Here is a 16,128-nt window from a genome sequence, read left to right on the forward strand (position 1 = left end):
ACTCGTTCGAGTGACCGGGTTGTCCACAGCTCCGTCGCCGTCCACGGAATCGCGGCACGTCCTCCTCCCCAACCCGCGGGCGCCGTACCGTATTTCACCCGAGGCGCAGCAGCCGCCTCGGGTCAGTGCGGTCGGGTGCGAGTCCTGGATCTCGACCGTGCGGCCCCAACTGGATTGATACGAGGGGAGGTTCGACGGCAAGCGGGCCGCGACACGCATCTCGCCCGGGACGTGGCCGGACTCACCACCGGTCTTCCTGGACGCCACGTGGTCGAGGCACCGTTGGCCCACGTGCGCGACACCGACTCCCCCTGCGCGGCCGAGATCCGCCGAGAGCGGCTGCCGGCGCGCGACACTCACCGCGGAGCGCACGCACGACCGAGCACGACCTCGGCGGCCCTACGACGCCGAACGCGCCGTTCACCGTGCGGGTCGCCCGTGCAGACCCCCGTGTCCGAAAGGCAACCGACCATGGACCGCGCAACACCGTTTCCCAGCAGGCGAGGACTGCTCAAAGGCGCCGCTCTCGCCGTCGTCCCGTACGTGTTACTCCCCGAGGCCCGGGCCGGAGCGCGGGCACAGGCCGTCGACTACGACCTCGCCGAGTGGCAGCCGGCCACCACCTCCAACTACACGTCGTCCCAGCGCCCCACCGCCTATCCGCTGGACTACGTGATCATCCACGTCACCCAGGAGACCTACCCCGACACCCTGGACATCTTCCGGAACCCGAAGAAGAAGGTGTCGGCTCACTACGTGGTGCGTTCGGCCGACGGACATGTGGCGCAGTGCGTACGTGAGGCCGACATCGCCTGGCACGCCGGGAACTGGGACTACAACACCCGCAGCATCGGCATCGAGCACGAGGGCTGGGTGGACCAGCCCGCGTACTTCACCGACGCCCTCTACGAACAGTCGGCGCGGCTCACGGCCGCGACCTGCGAGAAGTACGGCATCCCCAAGGACCGCTCACGCATCCTCGGCCACTACCAAGTGCCCGGCACCGACCACACCGATCCCGGACCGAACTGGGACTGGACGCGCTATATAAGGCTCGTCAACTCCGCCTGAACCGCACCCGGAGCCCCTCGATCGGGTCGTCCCGTCGAAACGGTTGTCGGCGCCCACCCCCGGAGTGACGATGGCTGCATTCACATCACTGTCCGGGGAGGACGAGTTGACCGATCCATGGGTGGCCCTGGAAGCCGGGGCCGACCCTGCCGAGCGGGTACGGGCGCTGCGGCGAGCGCACGAGACGTTCGCCGCCGCGGGTGTCGTGCCGCAGCCGGTGCGGTCGGTCGTGGCGGACTCCTGGCGGCGTTCCGCGCGGGCCGGTGTCGGTCCTGACGGCACGGCGAGTGTGGAGCTGACCGACGGTGACCTCGGGGTGTACCGGGCAGAGCATCCGCTGGCGCGGGTGATGCCCTTGATCCGGGAGCTCCTGGGCACTTTCGCAGCCGACGGGAAGCACCTGCTCGCGGTGTGCGACGCGCACGGCCGGCTGCTCTGGGTCGAAGGGCATGCGGCGACCCGGCGGCAGGCAGGGCGGATGAACTTCGTCCCGGGCGCCCGCTGGTCGGAGACCGCGGTGGGGACGAACGCGCCGGGCACGGCCGTCGCGCTGGACCGGCCGGTGCAGGTGTTCGCGGCCGAGCACTTCATCCGGCGGGTGCAGCCCTGGACATGCGCGGCGGCGCCGGTGCACGATCCGCGCACCGGACGGGTGCTCGGAGCGGTCGACATCACCGGCGGGGACGGACTGGCACACCCGCACAGTCTGGGCTTCGTACAGGCCGTGGCCCGCGCCACCGAGTCCCATCTCGCCCTGCTGGCACCGGAGTTGACGCCGGTCGACGCGTCCGAGCTGACGGCGCTCGGCCGTGACGAGGCACTGCTGCGGACCGGTGGACGCCGCACCAGGCTGAGCCGCCGGCACAGCGAGATCCTCGTCCTGCTGGCCCGGCACCCGGAGGGGCTGACGGGCGAGGAGTTGCAGTGCGCGCTGTACGAGGACGAGTCGGTGACGCCCGTGACCCTGCGGGCCGAACTGGCCAGGCTGCGCAGACTGCTCGGCCCGGGGCTGCTCATGTCGCGGCCCTACCGGCTGACGGCACCGGTGGAGTCGGACCTGACAGTAGTGGAGAGGTGGTTGGAGGCGGGCGCGGTCACGGACGCGGCTGCTGCGTACACAGGTCCGTTGCTGCCGGGTTCGCAGGCTCCGGCGGTGGCACGGCTGCGGAACCGCCTCGCGGACGGCCTGCGTGCGGCCCTCATCGCCCGCCGCGATCCCGACCTGCTCGCGGACTGGGCGCACGCGCCGTGGGGCGAGGACGATCTCGACGTATGGCGGGCCCTGGCCGCGGTACGGCCGACGGCGCCGGTACGGTCCCGCCTCACGGCGCTGGAGTCGGAACTGGCGGCACCGATCCCGAGGCCGCGCGCGCCCGCACGCCCGTCGGCACGCTGAGCGAACCCCGCCTCCACAACTCGCCCGCCGAGTCCCCCAGTCGGCACCTGGCTGTACTGAGCCGCGCACTCCCTCGCGCCCGCCCGGCCCCGCTCCCTACTCCGGCTTCGCCTCCATCTCTGCCTCCGGCTTCGCCTCCGGCTCCGGCTCCGGCTCCGGCTGCAACGTACTCGCAACCTCGGCTTCCCTAGTCTCGCGGCCGAGAGCCGCCCAACGGCGGGCGGCGCTTCTCCGGGAGGCAGACCAGCATGACCCGTTACGCGGCGCCCGGCACCGAGGGCGCGATCGTCTCCTACCAGGCGCGCTACGACCACTTCATCGGCGGCGAGTACGTCCCGCCGGCCCGAGGGCAGTACTTCGAGAACCCCTCCCCCGTGAACGGGCTCCCCTTCACCGAGGTCGCCCGCGGTACCGCGGAGGACGTGGAACGGGCGCTGGACGCGGCGCACGCCGCCGCGCCGGCCTGGGGGCGCACGTCGGTCACCGCGCGTTCCGGCATCCTGCTCAAGATCGCCGACCGGATGGAAGCGCACCTGGAGCAGCTCGCGGTCGCCGAGAGCTGGGAGAACGGCAAGCCGGTCCGGGAGACCCTCGCCGCCGACATACCGCTCGCCATCGACCACTTCCGTTACTTCGCGGGAGCGGTGCGCGCGCAGGAGGGGTCGCTGGGCGAGGTCGACGACGACACAGTGGCGTACCACTTCCACGAGCCGCTCGGCGTCGTCGCGCAGATCATCCCGTGGAACTTCCCCATCCTGATGGCGACTTGGAAGCTGGCCCCCGCGCTCGCCGCGGGCAACGCGGTCGTCATCAAGCCTGCCGAGCAGACCCCCGCGTCCATCCACTACTGGATGAGCCTGATCGCGGACCTGCTGCCGCCGGGCGTGGTGAACATCGTCAACGGGTTCGGGGTGGAGGCGGGGAAGCCGCTGGCGTCCAGCGCGCGGGTGGCCAAGGTCGCCTTCACCGGCGAGACCACCACGGGGCGGCTGATCATGCAGTACGCCTCCGAGAACATCAAACCGGTCACGCTGGAACTCGGCGGCAAGTCGCCGAACATCTTCTTCGACGACGTGTCGACGGCGCGCGACGACTTCCTCGACAAGGCCCTCGAAGGCTTCACGATGTTCGCCCTCAACCAGGGCGAGGTCTGCACCTGCCCGTCCCGGGCGCTCATCCAACGCGGCCACTACGCCGAGTTCCTCGAAGCGGCCGTCGCCCGCACGGAGTTGATCAAACCGGGCCACCCGCTCGACACCGACACGATGATCGGCGCCCAGGCCTCCAACGTCCAACTGGAGAAGATCCTCTCCTACTTCGACATCGGCCGACAGGAGGGCGCGAAGATCCTCACCGGTGGCGAACGCCTCGACTATGACGGTGAGTTGAAGGGCGGGTACTACGTCCAGCCGACCATCTTCGAGGGAGACAACCGGATGCGGATCTTCCAGGAGGAGATCTTCGGGCCGGTGGTCTCGGTGACGTCGTTCGGCGACTTCGACGACGCGATCAAGATCGCCAACGACACGCTGTACGGTCTCGGGGCCGGCGTGTGGACTCGGGACATGAACACGGCGTACCGCGCGGGCCGGTCGATCCAGGCGGGCCGTGTGTGGACGAACTGTTACCACGCCTATCCCGCCCACGCCGCGTTCGGCGGCTACAAGCAGTCGGGCATCGGCCGCGAGAACCACAAGATGATGCTGGACCACTACCAGCAGACGAAGAACCTGCTGGTGTCGTACTCGGCGAAGAAACTGGGCTTCTTCTAGACGCCAAAAAAGGGCGCCTGGGGCCTGACCCTTCCTTCGCCCCTGCGCCACGAGCTCGGACGCGCTCACCTCCCCGTTGCCGGAGCCGTCCTCGTTCACGCAACTTGTCGAGTTTTGAGGCGAGTTGGTCGATGAGTTCGTACAGTTCCGCTTCGGGCATGCCGGTCAGCTCCGGGTCTCGCAGACGCCAGGTGCAGGGCTGCGGGGACGGGCGGCCGGCCGGCCGCGGGTTCTGGGCTGCGCGGGCGGTGTCGCGAGGCCGTGGATGGAGGGTGTAGTTCCAGTCGCCGTGGAAGCGGTGCCGGTGCATGGGCAGGGCGTCGATGTCGCTGTCGGTGACCTTGATGCCGGTGTCGTAGGTGCCCGCGTCGCGTTCGGCGTGGACTTTCAGCCCGGTGCGGGTGGTGGTCGCCGCGATGCTGTTCACGATGACGTCGTGGCTGGTCAACGGGCGGCCTCGCCATTTCATGGAGATGTGGGAGAACAGACGGTGCTCGATCTTGTTCCACTTCGAGGTGCCCGGAGGCATGTGGCAGACCGTGATGTCCAGGGCCGCCTCGGTGGCCAGGGCTGCGAGTTCAGTCTTCCAAGCGCGCGTGCGGTAGCCGTTGGAACCGCCTGCGTCCGCCGTGATCAGCAGACGAGCGGCGGCCGGGTAGTCGTGCCGGCCTCGGGCCTGCCACCAGCGGCGGATGGAGGCGACAGCGAAGGCGGCGGTGTCGTGGTCAGTGCCGACGCTGATCCAACCGGTGTTCGCGGCGATGTCGTAGATCCCGTACGGGATCGCCTTACCCGGTCCCTGCCGGTCCAGGAAGTCGTGCGTCTTGACCAGTACCGGCTCACCCTCGGGCCGCCACTGACGCCCGGCGTTCTTGTAGTCGCCGACGAGTTCCTTCTTCTGCGTGTCCACGCTGATCACCGGCTGACCGGCGCCCATGTGCTGTCTGGCCCGCTCGTTGATGTAGCGGAACTGGGCGTCACGGTCCGGGTGCTGCTTGCCCTCGATCGTCTTGGAGCCGGCTTGCAGGCTGAAGCCCTCCTCGCGCAGCAGGTCACCGACCGTGTCCGCGCTCACCCTGTGCCCCTGACGGGTGAGCTCGGCCGCGAGATTCCTGGTCGACTTCACCGTCCAGCGCAGCGGAGACATCGGATCGCCCCGCTCGTCAGGTTCCACCAGTGCTAGCAACGCGGGCCGCAGACCCGGATCAAGCTCCACGGCCTTCTTCCGCCCACCACCGGGCTTCCGTACCCGGCCCAACGGCTCTTCGCCGGCCTCCAACTCGTCCACGCCCTTGCGGACCGTCGTCTCGCTGACCTGGGCCGCCCGCGCGACCGCACGGATACCGCCATGTCCCAGAATCCGGGCCTCGGCTCCCATCAGCAGCCGCCGCTGCCGTTCGTCGAGATGCGGGAACAACACCCCGAACTTCACGTCGAGTTGACCACGAACCTGATCCGAGACGCCCATACCAGAGCAACGAGCCGAATCACGCGAAGCAACACCTTGATTCTCTGCGAGCCCTAAGAGCACCGCGGCGGAACTCGGTGCCTGGATCGTTTTTGAGGACGAAGCCGGTCAGTCGATGACCCCGCCGCACGCCAGAACCTGGGGCCGGATCGGCCAGACCCCGGTCGTCCGGGTCAGGGGCCGGGGCTCCGGACGGGTGTCGATGGCGGGCATGACCTGCTACAAGCTCGGTGAGCGGTCCCGACTGATCTATGGGATCCGCGAGTACCGGGGCCGCAAAGACGAGCCGAAGGGCTTCGGCTGGCGGGACTTCCGCGACCTCATTGTCCGTGCCCGCATCCAGCTCGGCGGCCCGATCGTGCTGGTCTGGGACAACGTGCGGCTCCACCTGACAGCTGGCATGCGGGAGTTCATAGCGACGAACGTCGAGTGGCTCACCGTGTTCCAACTGCCGGCCTACGCACCTGACCTCAACCCGACCGAAGGCATCTGGTCGCTGGTCAAGCGCGACCTCGGCAACCTGGCCGCCGCGGACCTCAGCGAGATCACCAGAGCCGTGAAACACCGGCTCAAGAAGATCCAGTACCGCCAGGACCTGGTTGACGGCTGCCTCGTCGGCACCGGCCTGACCCTGCACGATGGCGAGTAGACGACCAGCCAGTCGGTCTCCGGGAGTGGTACCGCTTCATCCCCGATCGAACAGGGCCGGTATCGTCGCGCTGCCTGCCGTCCAGGCTGAAGTGCACTACTGACCGGAGGCTGATCGGTGGCAACGGACGTCTGTTCCGCAACGCAGCGGGAAACTACGTCGATCCTTCCGCGTCCGGCATCACATGGGGACGTGCGCGTGAGGTCGCACTGACTCTCGATGAACACGCCCTTGAGCTTGCAAAACGCCCCTACGACCTGCGCCACGCAGGAATCTCATTCTGGCTTGCCTCCGGTGTCGACCCGGCAGAGTGTGCGCGCCGCGCCGGACAAAGCATCCAGGTTCTCTTCCGCTACTACGCCAAGTTTCTGGCCGAGGCGCGGAACCATGCCAACAGCCTGATCGAGGAGTCGATGCGAAGGTAGGAGGGGCAGGACGGCAGTGCAGAGGATGCGTGAGCCGTGCCTTGGCCCGGAAATGCCCCGGAACAGCTGGTCAGAGGTGGGATAGCAGTGGGGCATATCGGGAGTTACTCTGCACTTCACCCCGTGACTTAGATGCACGCCGGGAAGGGCGCGTGACAGGTCAAGTGCCTGGTCAGGGGGCGTTGACCCAAGTTCGTGGACACCGGTTGTGTACTCGATTAACCCGATGGCGGTGGCCCGCTACCGCGAGCGGCACCGCAGTGCCCGCGCGAAGTCCGACCACGCCGACGCGATGACACTGGCCAACATCCTGCGGACCGATGCCGGCGTGCACCGGCCGCTGCCCGCCGACTCCGAACTGGTCCGTGCGATCGCCGTCCTGGCCCGCGCCCAGCAGAACACGGTGTGGAACCGAGCCCAGCTCAACAACCAGCTGCGCTCGCACCTCAAGCAGTACTACCCGGCCGCCCTCGCGGCGTTCGCCGTCCGCGGCGTGGGCCTGGACTCCCGGGAAGCACGTGCGGTCCTCGCCGCGGCACCCGACCCGCATACCGCCGCCCGCTTGACCCGTGCCCAGCTGCGGGCCGCACTGCGCAGATCCGGACGGCAGCGGAACATCGAGGTCTGGGTGGAGCGGCTGCGCACCCTTTTCACCGGCGACTACCTGCACCAGCCGCCGCTCGTCGAGCAGGCCATGGGACGCCAAACCCTCGCGCTGGTCGCCCAGTTGGATGCCGCCTGCCGGGCAGCCGACGACCTCGCCGCAGCCGCGGCCGAAGCGTTCGCCGGCCATCCGGACGCCGAAATCCTGGGCAGCTTCCCTGGTATCGGTCCACTCACGGGCGCACGCGTCCTGGCCGAGATCGGCGACGACCGCACCCGCTTCGCCGACGCCCGCGCCCTGAAGGCATATGCCGGCTCGGCGCCGGTCACCATCGCCAGCGGCAAGAGCCACCTCGTGCGCCACCGCCGGGTCAAAAACCAGCGACTGGCCGCCGCAGGCTACGTTTGGATCTTCGGCGCACTGCCCTCTCCACAGGTCAAGGCCGAATACGACCGACGCCGCGATCTCGGGGACCGTCACACCGCCGCCATGCGCAACGTCTTCAACCGCCTCCTGGGATGCCTCCACCACTGCCTGCAGACCGGGCAGAAGTTCGATCCCGGCAAGGCGTTCCCCACCACGTCCACGCCGCTGGTGACGCTCGCGGCTTGACTTCTTAGCAAGCTCGGATGTCTGTGGATCGGCCTCGGGTTGGCGCGCGAAGGGCGTACCTTCCCGAATGATCCTTTGATGGTCACCGAGTAGGCCGACGTTGGCGAGCGCCGGTCGGGAAGGCACGCCCGTGCTCACGGTAGTCAACGAAGACGGAACGACACCACACGGCTCTCTGATCGACGACATCGTCCGCGAGGGCGCACGGCGGATGCTCGCCGCCGCGCTGGAAGCTGAAGTCGACTCCTACATAGCCGAGTTGGCTGGTCAGCGGGACGAGTCCGGGCGGCGTCTGGTCGTGCGCAACGGCTACCACTAGCCCAGAAGGGTCACCACCGCGGCCGGGGCGCTCGAGGTCAAGGCCCCGCGGGTCAACGACAAGCGCGTCGAGGAGGCGACCGGGGAACGCAAGCGGTTCTCCTCGGCGATCCTGCCGCCCTGGGCCCGCAAGTCCCCGGAGATCAGCGAAGTGCTGCCCCTGCTTTACCTGCACGGCCTGTCATCGGGTGACTTCGTGCCCGCACTGGAGCAGTTCCTCGGCTCCTCCGCCGGCCTCTCGCCCGCCACGGTCACCCGGCTGACGACGCAGTGGCAGGCCGATCACCAGGTATTCGGCGAGCGCGACCTGTCGGCCACGGACTACGTCTACGTGTGGGCCGACGGCATCCACCTGCGGATCCGGCTGGCCGAGGCGAAGTCCTGCGTGCTCGTCGTCATGGGCGTGCGCGCAGACGGCGCCAAGGAGCTGATCGCGATGGCGGACGGCTACCGCGAGTCTGCTGAGTCCTGGGCCGACCTGCTGCGTGACTGCGCACGGCGCGGGATGCACGCTCCCGTCCTCGCGGTCGGCGACGGTGCACTGGGTTTCTGGAAGGCCCTGGCGGAGGTGTTCCCCGAGGCCCGTCATCAGCGGTGCTGGGTTCATAAGACGGCCAATGTGCTCAACGCGATCCCTAAGTCGGCCCAGCCCGGCGCGCGGAAGGCGCTGCAGGACATCTACAACGCCGAGGACCGTGACCACGCGGTCAGGGCCGTCGCCGCATTCGAGAAAACCTACGGCGCGAAGTGGCCCAAGGCCGTCAAGAAGATCACCGACGATGTCGACGAACTGCTGGCGTTCTACGACTTCCCGGCCGAGCACTGGGTGCACCTGCGCACGACGAATCCCATCGAATCGACCTTCGCGGCGGTGCGGCTGAGGACCAAGGTCACCAAGGGCGCCGGCAGTGCGGCTGCCGCGCTTGCCATGGTCTTCAAGCTCGTCGAGTCCGCCCAGGTCCGCTGGCGCGCGGTCAACGCACCCCACCTCGTGGCCCTCGTCCGCGCCGGAGTCGGCTTCGAACGCGGACACGTCGTCGAACGTGCCGAGGCGGTGGCTGCCGCATGAGCCGACAGACGCACAGCACGCTGCATCACGTCGAGCTGTGGGTTGCGGACCTCCACCGGGCAGTCGCCCCGCTCGGCTGGCTGCTGGAGACGCTGGGTTACGCCCTCTTCCAGAGCTGGGACAGTGGCCGCAGCTGGCGGCTCGGCCCGACCTGCCTGGTCATCGAGCAGTCCCCGGCCCTCACCGCCGAACAGCACGACCGCCACCGCCCAGGACTGAACCACCTGGCGTTCCACGTCGAAGATGCCGCCACCGTCGAGACGCTGACTGCCGACGCCGCTCAGCACGGCTGGCACCTGATGTTCCCCGAGCGGCATCCATACGCCGGCGGCGCACAGCACTACGCCGCCTACCTGGAGAACGACGACGGCTTCGAAATCGAACTCGCCGCGATCAAGTCACCCGAACGAAACTGAGATCAACTGATCCACAGGTCTTGACGATTACTCCTCGGTTCTGTCCCCGCTGGTCATAGAGGATGTGGCTGACGACGGTGAGCGGATCGTGGTACGGGCGCGGACTCCGCAGGAGGCCGCGGTCTGTCCGGTGTGCGAGGCGTCGTCGGGGCGGGTGCACGGCTATCACTGGCGGATGGTGGCCGACGTGCCGGTCGATGACCGCCGGGTGGTGGTCTGGGTGCGGGTGCGGCGTCTGGTGTGCCCCACGCGCGGCTGCCGCCACACCTTCCGCGAGCAGGTACCCTGAGTTCTGGACCGATATCAGCGGCGAACCGTCCGCCTGACCGGGCAGATCAAGGCCGTGGTCAAGGAGTCAGCGGGCCGGGCGGGATGGCACTTGCTGGCCGTACTCGCGGTGGGCCTGTCTCGCCACACGGCCCTGCGCACGCTGCTGCGGATTCCGCTGCCCGTCGGGCGGGTGCCCCGTGTGATCGGCGTCGACGACTTCGCTCTGCGCCGGCGACACCGCTACGCCACCGTGATCATCAACGCCGAGACCCATGAGCGGATCGACGTGCTGCCCGACCGCACCGCCGACACGCTCGAGACGTGGCTGCGTGAGCATCCGGGCGTCGAGGTCGTATGCCGCGACGGCTCCGCCACCTACGCCGAGGCCATCCGTCGCGCTCTGCCCGACGCGGTGCAGGTCTCCGACCGGTGGCATCTGTGGCACAACCTGTGCGAAGCAGCCCTGAGCGAGGTCAAAGCGCACAGCACCTGCTGGGCCGCCGTGCTGGACGCACCCATCTACGACGGGCCCCGCGCCCAGACCACCCTCGAACGCTGGTACCAGGTCCACGGCCTGCTCGACCAGGGCGTGGGCCTGCTCGAATGCGTCCGCCGACTGCAACTGGCCCTGAACACCGTCAAACGCTACGCACGAGCCGACCGGCCCGAGCGGATGCTCCGCGTCCCCAAATACCGCGCCAGCCTCGTCGACCCCTACCGCGAGCACCTGCACAAACGCCGGGCCGAAGACGCCGGCATCCCCGCCCAGACCCTCTTCGAAGAGATCAAGGCTCTGGGTTTCACGGGCTGCCTGAATCTCCTGCACAAGTACATCAACCAAGGGCGCGCCGACGCCGACCGCAGCCATATCTCCCCGCGCCGGCTCGCCCGGATGCTGCTGACCAGGCCCGACAACCTCAAGGCTGAGCACCACGAACTCCTGGTAAAGCTCACCGCCGCCTGCCGTGAGATGACCCAACTAGCCGCAGGTATAAGGGGCTTCGCCCCGCTCCTTACGCCTCACACCGACAATGCCGACGCGCTCACGCGCTGGGCCGCCCAGGTCCGCGGCACCGACCTGCCCCACCTGCATGCCTTCACGGGAGGGCTGGAACGAGACCGCGACGCCGTCAACGCCGCACTCACGCTTCCGTACAGCAACGGCCCCACCGAGGGTGTCAACACCAACACCAACACCAACACCAAGCGGATTGCACGTCAGATGCACGGACGAGCAGGCTTCACCTTGCTTCGCCACCGCATCCTCCTCGGATAACCTCACGTTCCGCTACCGCCGAATGTGAGACAGGGCCGCTCACCGTACAGAACCCCACCCAATGTCAAGACACGACGGAGCGCTGGGGCACGGTGCCCGCGTCGGTCGGCGCGGAGCGGGTGGCGTACTGCGGTACGGGGGCGTCGTCGCGGTCGGTGTCGCGCACCAGTCCGTACCGTTCGCGGTCGGCGGAGTGCGGGGCCGGGGAAGTGGCGATGTCACCGGCTGTCTCCTGCCAGGACGAGGGCAGGACGTCGAGGTTGTAGTCGGCCTGCGTTTCGTTGAGGTGGAGTGTGACGCTGCCGTCGAGGTAGTAGTACTCGTTCTGCCACATCTGCTGGGCTCCCGGCGGCAGGATGATCAGTCCCTGCTGCCTGTTGCCCATCCAGGTGCCGCCGGCGGTCGCGCCCGGCTGGCGGTCGTCCATGCGGTGGCCGCCGCCCGAGGCCACGTGGAACAGCCTTCCTCTCAGTCCGGTCCACGAGGGCATGGTCAGCAGTCCGGAGCGCAGCCCGTACATCAGGTTCCAGTGGACGGTGAAGTAGCCCTTCCCGCGCAGGACCACCGTGTCCCCGCGGTGGACGAGCTGGTAGCCGTCCAGGTGCCTCTTGAGCCCCGTCATCGTCACCGTGGTCTGCGGGCGGTGGGGCAATGCCGCGGGCGGCCGGTCCGGCAGCGGCGCGCTGTCCACGGTGTCGACCACGGACCCGTAGCGCGGCCGGGGAGAGGGACGCGAGACGGCCGAGCCCAGTGCCGGTGCTGGCCGCGACGGTGATGCGGATGCGGATGCGGTGGGCGCGGGCGCCGGGCTGGGAGCCGTCGGGGCAGTGGCCGGACGCGCCGACGGGCTGGACCATGGGGCCGGGGCCGCGTACACGAGCGCGCCGCCCACGGCGAGCAGCGCGCTCACCGCCATCACGGCCTTCGTGGTGAGACTCGTCCCTGCGGTCCCTGCCGTGCCCGCCGTCGCCGAACCGCCGCCGCCGCCTGAAGTGGCCGCGGTGCCGGCGTGGCTGGGCGCCGCGGCGTGCGTTCCCGCAGACAGCCACGGGCGCCAGGCCAGCAGTGCCGCCGGCACGGGCAGGAGGGCCAGGGGCGCCAGCAGTCCTTCCGGGGGCAGCATGCCCTCCTCGCGGCGCACGCACCGCGGGCACTGCCGCACATGGCGGCCAAGGCGTTTGCGCCACAGGCCGCTGGGGGCCCCGTTCCAGTCCAGGGTCAGCCGGGTCAGTTCCCCGCATGTGGGCCTGGCCGCGAGGGTGCGGACGATGAGGCGGGAGGTGTGCAGGCGCTCCTTCATGCGTTGCACCCGCACAGCCGCTTGATGGCCGGTCATGTCCAGAGCGGAAGCGAGCTCGGCCCGGGCGAGCCGGCCGGCCGTCTCCAGCCACCACAGGGACAGCAGTTCCCGGTCGTCCTCGTCGAGCCAACGGGTTGCGCGCAAGGACTCCTCGCGCTGCTCTGACAGCCGCAGGTTGAGGATGACCCCCTCGGCGAAGTCGGCGGCCGGGTCGGGCCGGTGCTCGGCCGCGTCGAACGCCGCTCCCGTCGTCTCCCTCCTGCCGCTCCTGCGGATGTGGTCGCGGACCTCGTTCACGGTGATGGTGATCACCCAGGACTGGAACGCCTCCGGACGCTCCAGTCCCCCGATGCCGCGCAGGATGCGCAGCATCGTCTCCTGGACGATGTCATCGACGTCGTCGCGGTACGGGTGCGCACGCGCCGCGACGCTGTAGACCAGCGGAAGCGTCCGGGAGCTGAGCTCTTCCAGGGCGCCGCGTTCGCCAGCCCGAGCCGCGGCGACCACGTCGGCCGAGGGCGCGGCATGCCTTGGCATCGGGTCTCCCTTCGATCTGCCGCGCGTACGAAGCCCCGCTCGCGCTGACCGGGCCAAGTTGCGGGGGTCCTCGGGCAACCGCCGTCGGTATCACAGACACTGCGGCAGCGATGCCATCGTAAGGGGCGAGCTCTGACAGCCATGGGCGGGCCGGTGGAATCCGTGGCGGCCGGGGATCAGCGGGCGTGACGCCGGGCCCTACGCTGACGCGAGCGGCTGCGTACGAAGACGAAGACCGCGGCGACGCCGGCGAGAACGACGCCCGCCAGTCCTGTGACGGTCCACTGAGCACCCGACCTGCTGCCGGTGTCCGCCATGGTGCCGGTGGAGGCGCCCAGGGGCGTGGCCGATCGGCCGGTTCGGGCGGGGGAGGGTGTCGGTCCTGTCGCGGCGGAGGACGGGTGTGCAGCCTTGGCGGGCGCGCGAGCGGTGAGCACGGTGTGGGCGCCGGTCCGGCTGACGGAGAAGTGCGCCCTGCCGATGGCGAGACCGGTACCGGAGATTCTTGCGGTCGTCGAACCGACGGTCAGCTCGGGGGAGTTCCGGGAAAGAAGGATCTTCGCGCCTGTGACGACCTGTAGCCTGCGCAGGGTCGTGTCGCGTGCATTGCTGAGGTCCAGGACGGCCGAGGGACCGGTCAGTGCGACCGCGTCGGATGTCCGCAAAGAGGTCCCGGAGACGATCAGGCTGCCTTTGGCCACGGTGGTGGCGCCGGTGTAGGCGGCACTGGTGATGGTGGTGGCCGCGGCTCCGCTCTGCGTCACCGATCCGGCGCCGGTCACCGCCGGGAGGGAGGTGGGTGTCCTGGTATTGCGGAGCACGAGTGAACCGTTGTCGATCACTTTGTCGTGGGCTCCGCCGGTGTGGAGGCTTCCGTCGGCGCCCGCGGTTCCTGAGCCGAGATGAAGGGTCGCACCCCTGTCGATGGTGCTGGATCCGTCGTAGTACTGCGCTGCTGCGAAGGTAACGTCGTTGCCGCTGGTGCCGGCGATGACGATGTCCCCGGCGCCGGGAGCCCTGAGGGTGTCGTGATACGTGCCGCCGCCGATGGGCGCGCCCAGGGTTACGGGTCCGTTGTAGTCGAAGGTGAGCCGGGAGCGCTGCCGTCTGGCATGCAGGTTGATGTAGACCGTCTGCGCCGTGCCGGGCATGAAGATCTGGTGTGTGGTCCCGTCGCCCCACTGGACGTCTGCGCCTTCGATGTTGGTGCCGCGTTTGTTGAGTTTGTGGGCCACGGGTCGCCAGTTCAGTCTGGGGTCGCTCAGCGAGGGCGCCACCCTGTCGCCGCTGTCACTCCAGCTGTAGACGCCGGTGAGGATCACCTTGCTGCCCGGGCGGGAGTGCACGTTGACGTCGTTGCCGTACTCGTGGCTGTAGAAGCTCTGCCGCTGTACGACGGTGTGGTTGAGCGGAGTGTCGATGATCCATGAACCGCGGTTGACGACGGAGCGGGCGTTGGGCAGGTCGGCGACACAGGTGGTGCTCGCGAAGTTGACGCCCGTGCCGTTGTCGAAGATGCCGGAGAACGGGTTGGTGCCGCAGACCTGGAGTGTTCCCCACGTGTTCCGGGGCTGGGTGACCAGGCCGGAGCCGCTGATGATGCCCAGGTTGAACAGCCGGGTCAGCGACAGGCGCAGTGTGCCGTACACCCGGATGTTGTCCTGGTTCTGCTGGTAACCGGGCGTGTTGTACGGGAAGGACCCGATCAGGCCGGTCGTACCGCCGGTGCCGTACTGGAGGGTTGCCCCCGCGTCCACGGTGACCGCGGGCTCGTCGGGACTGCTGACCACGACGTAGGGGTGGTTGCCGCCCGGGATCCGGACACTCTGGTGCTGCCGAGAGTGCGGCAGGGTGAAGGTGCTGTCCTTCGCGAGGACCAGCGTGCCGGTACCGGACACGCGAAGGGTTCCCTCACCACTGATCACGCCGGTGTACGTGTGAGTTCCCTGCGGGACCCGTACGACCGCGTCGCCGGTCAGGACGACATCACGGTTCGCCAGGACGGCCGAGGTGATGTCGCCGTCTGCGGCGACTGCGCTGCCCACCGCGATCACCGGTGTGACGACTCCCGCGACGAGAGCCGACGCGAGGACAAGATGCCAAGATCGCTGCATTAGTCAGAATTCTTCCTGGAGTGCTGGTGATCCTTACGGACGTGAAGACTGGTGGCCGGCCACTGGGATCTCAGAAACCCGTAGAGGTCCTCCCTTCCGCTGCGCCGCCCATCCGGACCCGGCCGGCTCGAAGGAAGCCATGTGCTCGCCGCCCCCCTCTCAGGAAGGACGAGGCGTCAGCGGACACCCCAGCCTTCTCCAGTGGTTCCAGGGCTCGTCGCTGTTCGTGGACGGCGGCGAGCGAACAGGCCACGGACGGGATCACGAGGTCGAGTGCTGGTGCCCGGAACCACGAAGGTCTGCTCGTCGACCGGCCCGACACCTCCGCCTCACGCGTCTACTGGGCCTCAACCGCGAACATGACCCGCCGCCTCACCACACCCACCCCCGCCTGGCGCGACACCTCCAGGCGGCCGCGTGAACAGCACCGAACTCCTGGCCGCCCTCCAGGCCCAGCAGGACGAGGCCGCCGCCCAGGCCAGCGAACTACGCGACCGGATGGAGAATCTCAGCGCCGACCTCACCGGGACCGAAGCCCGTCTCACGGAGTCGGCCATCGCCCGGAAGGTAATCGCCGAACTCGGGCCGACCGGGCCCGAACCCGATCCGCCCGAACAGGCCACCGCCTACCAGGCCATCCTGAACGCCTTCAACCAGCACCCCGACCAGACATTCCGAGTCCGCGAACTGCACGAACTCCTCGGCATGCCAACCGACGACCCCGCCGTCAACGTCACCCGAAGCGCCTCGGACGCCCCACCCGCCAAGGCTTCCTCACCCAACCCGCGCGAGGCCACTACAAGAAACGGACTTAACGCCCTCTAATAAGAC

General features: G+C 68.9%; 8 protein-coding genes and 4 pseudogenes. 9 read left to right on the forward strand and 3 right to left on the reverse strand.

The window, feature by feature from the left end; translation table 11 throughout:
- Nucleotides 1-471: 471 nt before the first annotated feature.
- The 3 genes from ABZT12_RS32020 (at nucleotide 472) to ABZT12_RS32030 (ending at nucleotide 4,239) form a co-directional block, all read left to right on the forward strand.
- Complete coding sequence (locus ABZT12_RS32020; protein WP_356391055.1) at nucleotides 472-1,071, forward strand: N-acetylmuramoyl-L-alanine amidase; 600 nt, start codon at nucleotides 472-474, stop codon at nucleotides 1,069-1,071.
- A gap of 70 nt (nucleotides 1,072-1,141) precedes the next feature.
- Nucleotides 1,142-2,467: a GAF domain-containing protein gene (locus ABZT12_RS32025; RefSeq protein ID WP_356391057.1), complete on the forward strand. Its 1,326-nt coding sequence runs from the start codon at nucleotides 1,142-1,144 to the stop codon at nucleotides 2,465-2,467.
- A 248-nt stretch (nucleotides 2,468-2,715) separates the two neighbouring features.
- Nucleotides 2,716-4,239, forward strand: a complete 1,524-nt coding sequence (locus ABZT12_RS32030; protein WP_356391059.1) for an aldehyde dehydrogenase family protein — start codon at nucleotides 2,716-2,718, stop codon at nucleotides 4,237-4,239.
- A gap of 253 nt (nucleotides 4,240-4,492) precedes the next feature.
- Here the strand turns inward: ABZT12_RS32030 and ABZT12_RS32035 are convergent.
- Nucleotides 4,493-5,617: pseudogene (locus ABZT12_RS32035) on the reverse strand (ISAzo13 family transposase); the annotation flags it as partial.
- Nucleotides 5,618-5,792: 175 nt separating this feature from the next.
- Between ABZT12_RS32035 and ABZT12_RS32040 the strand changes: the two are divergent.
- From ABZT12_RS32040 to ABZT12_RS32060, 5 genes and pseudogenes are all read left to right on the forward strand, one after another.
- The gene (locus ABZT12_RS32040) at nucleotides 5,793-6,356 is read left to right on the forward strand and encodes a transposase (protein WP_356391101.1); all 564 of its coding nucleotides are present in this window, start codon (nucleotides 5,793-5,795) and stop codon (nucleotides 6,354-6,356) included.
- Nucleotides 6,357-6,989: 633 nt separating this feature from the next.
- Nucleotides 6,990-7,997, forward strand: a pseudogene (locus ABZT12_RS32045) (transposase); the annotation flags it as partial.
- Nucleotides 7,998-8,127: 130 nt separating this feature from the next.
- Nucleotides 8,128-9,384 (forward strand): annotated as a pseudogene (locus tag ABZT12_RS32050) (IS256 family transposase).
- On the forward strand, nucleotides 9,381-9,800 hold the full coding sequence (locus ABZT12_RS32055) for a VOC family protein (RefSeq protein ID WP_356391062.1): 420 nt from the start codon (nucleotides 9,381-9,383) through the stop codon (nucleotides 9,798-9,800). The pseudogene ABZT12_RS32050 and the gene ABZT12_RS32055 overlap by 4 nt, the downstream one beginning before the upstream one ends.
- Nucleotides 9,801-9,840: 40 nt before the next feature.
- Nucleotides 9,841-11,346, forward strand: a pseudogene (locus ABZT12_RS32060) (ISL3 family transposase).
- A 64-nt stretch (nucleotides 11,347-11,410) separates the two neighbouring features.
- On the opposite strand, the gene ABZT12_RS32065 reads toward ABZT12_RS32060, so the two are convergent.
- Complete coding sequence (locus ABZT12_RS32065; RefSeq protein ID WP_356391064.1) at nucleotides 11,411-13,183, reverse strand: sigma-70 family RNA polymerase sigma factor; 1,773 nt, start codon at nucleotides 13,181-13,183, stop codon at nucleotides 11,411-11,413.
- Nucleotides 13,184-13,359: 176 nt separating this feature from the next.
- Nucleotides 13,360-15,297 (reverse strand): autotransporter, encoded by a 1,938-nt coding sequence (locus ABZT12_RS32070; RefSeq protein ID WP_356391066.1) that lies wholly within the window; start codon nucleotides 15,295-15,297, stop codon nucleotides 13,360-13,362.
- A gap of 417 nt (nucleotides 15,298-15,714) precedes the next feature.
- Between ABZT12_RS32070 and ABZT12_RS32075 the strand changes: the two genes are divergently transcribed.
- On the forward strand, nucleotides 15,715-16,122 hold the full coding sequence (locus tag ABZT12_RS32075) for a hypothetical protein (RefSeq protein WP_356391068.1): 408 nt from the start codon (nucleotides 15,715-15,717) through the stop codon (nucleotides 16,120-16,122).
- The last annotated feature ends 6 nt before the right edge of the window (nucleotides 16,123-16,128 follow it).

It is taken from the genome of Streptomyces sp. NPDC005423, from assembly GCF_040606415.1.
In the GTDB taxonomy this organism is placed as follows: Bacteria; Actinomycetota; Actinomycetes; order Streptomycetales; family Streptomycetaceae; genus Streptomyces.

Bases quoted from the DNA above. Each gene is read 5' to 3' on its own strand.
- ABZT12_RS32020 (WP_356391055.1), top strand. From the start codon at position 472: ATGGACCGCGCAACACCGTTTCCCAGCAGGCGAGGACTGCTCAAAGGC.
- ABZT12_RS32025 (WP_356391057.1), top strand. From the start codon at position 1,142: ATGGCTGCATTCACATCACTGTCCGGGGAGGACGAGTTGACCGATCCA.
- ABZT12_RS32030 (WP_356391059.1), top strand. From the start codon at position 2,716: ATGACCCGTTACGCGGCGCCCGGCACCGAGGGCGCGATCGTCTCCTAC.
- ABZT12_RS32055 (WP_356391062.1), top strand. From the start codon at position 9,381: ATGAGCCGACAGACGCACAGCACGCTGCATCACGTCGAGCTGTGGGTT.
- ABZT12_RS32065 (WP_356391064.1), bottom strand. From the start codon at position 13,183: ATGCCAAGGCATGCCGCGCCCTCGGCCGACGTGGTCGCCGCGGCTCGG.
- ABZT12_RS32070 (WP_356391066.1), bottom strand. From the start codon at position 15,297: ATGCAGCGATCTTGGCATCTTGTCCTCGCGTCGGCTCTCGTCGCGGGA.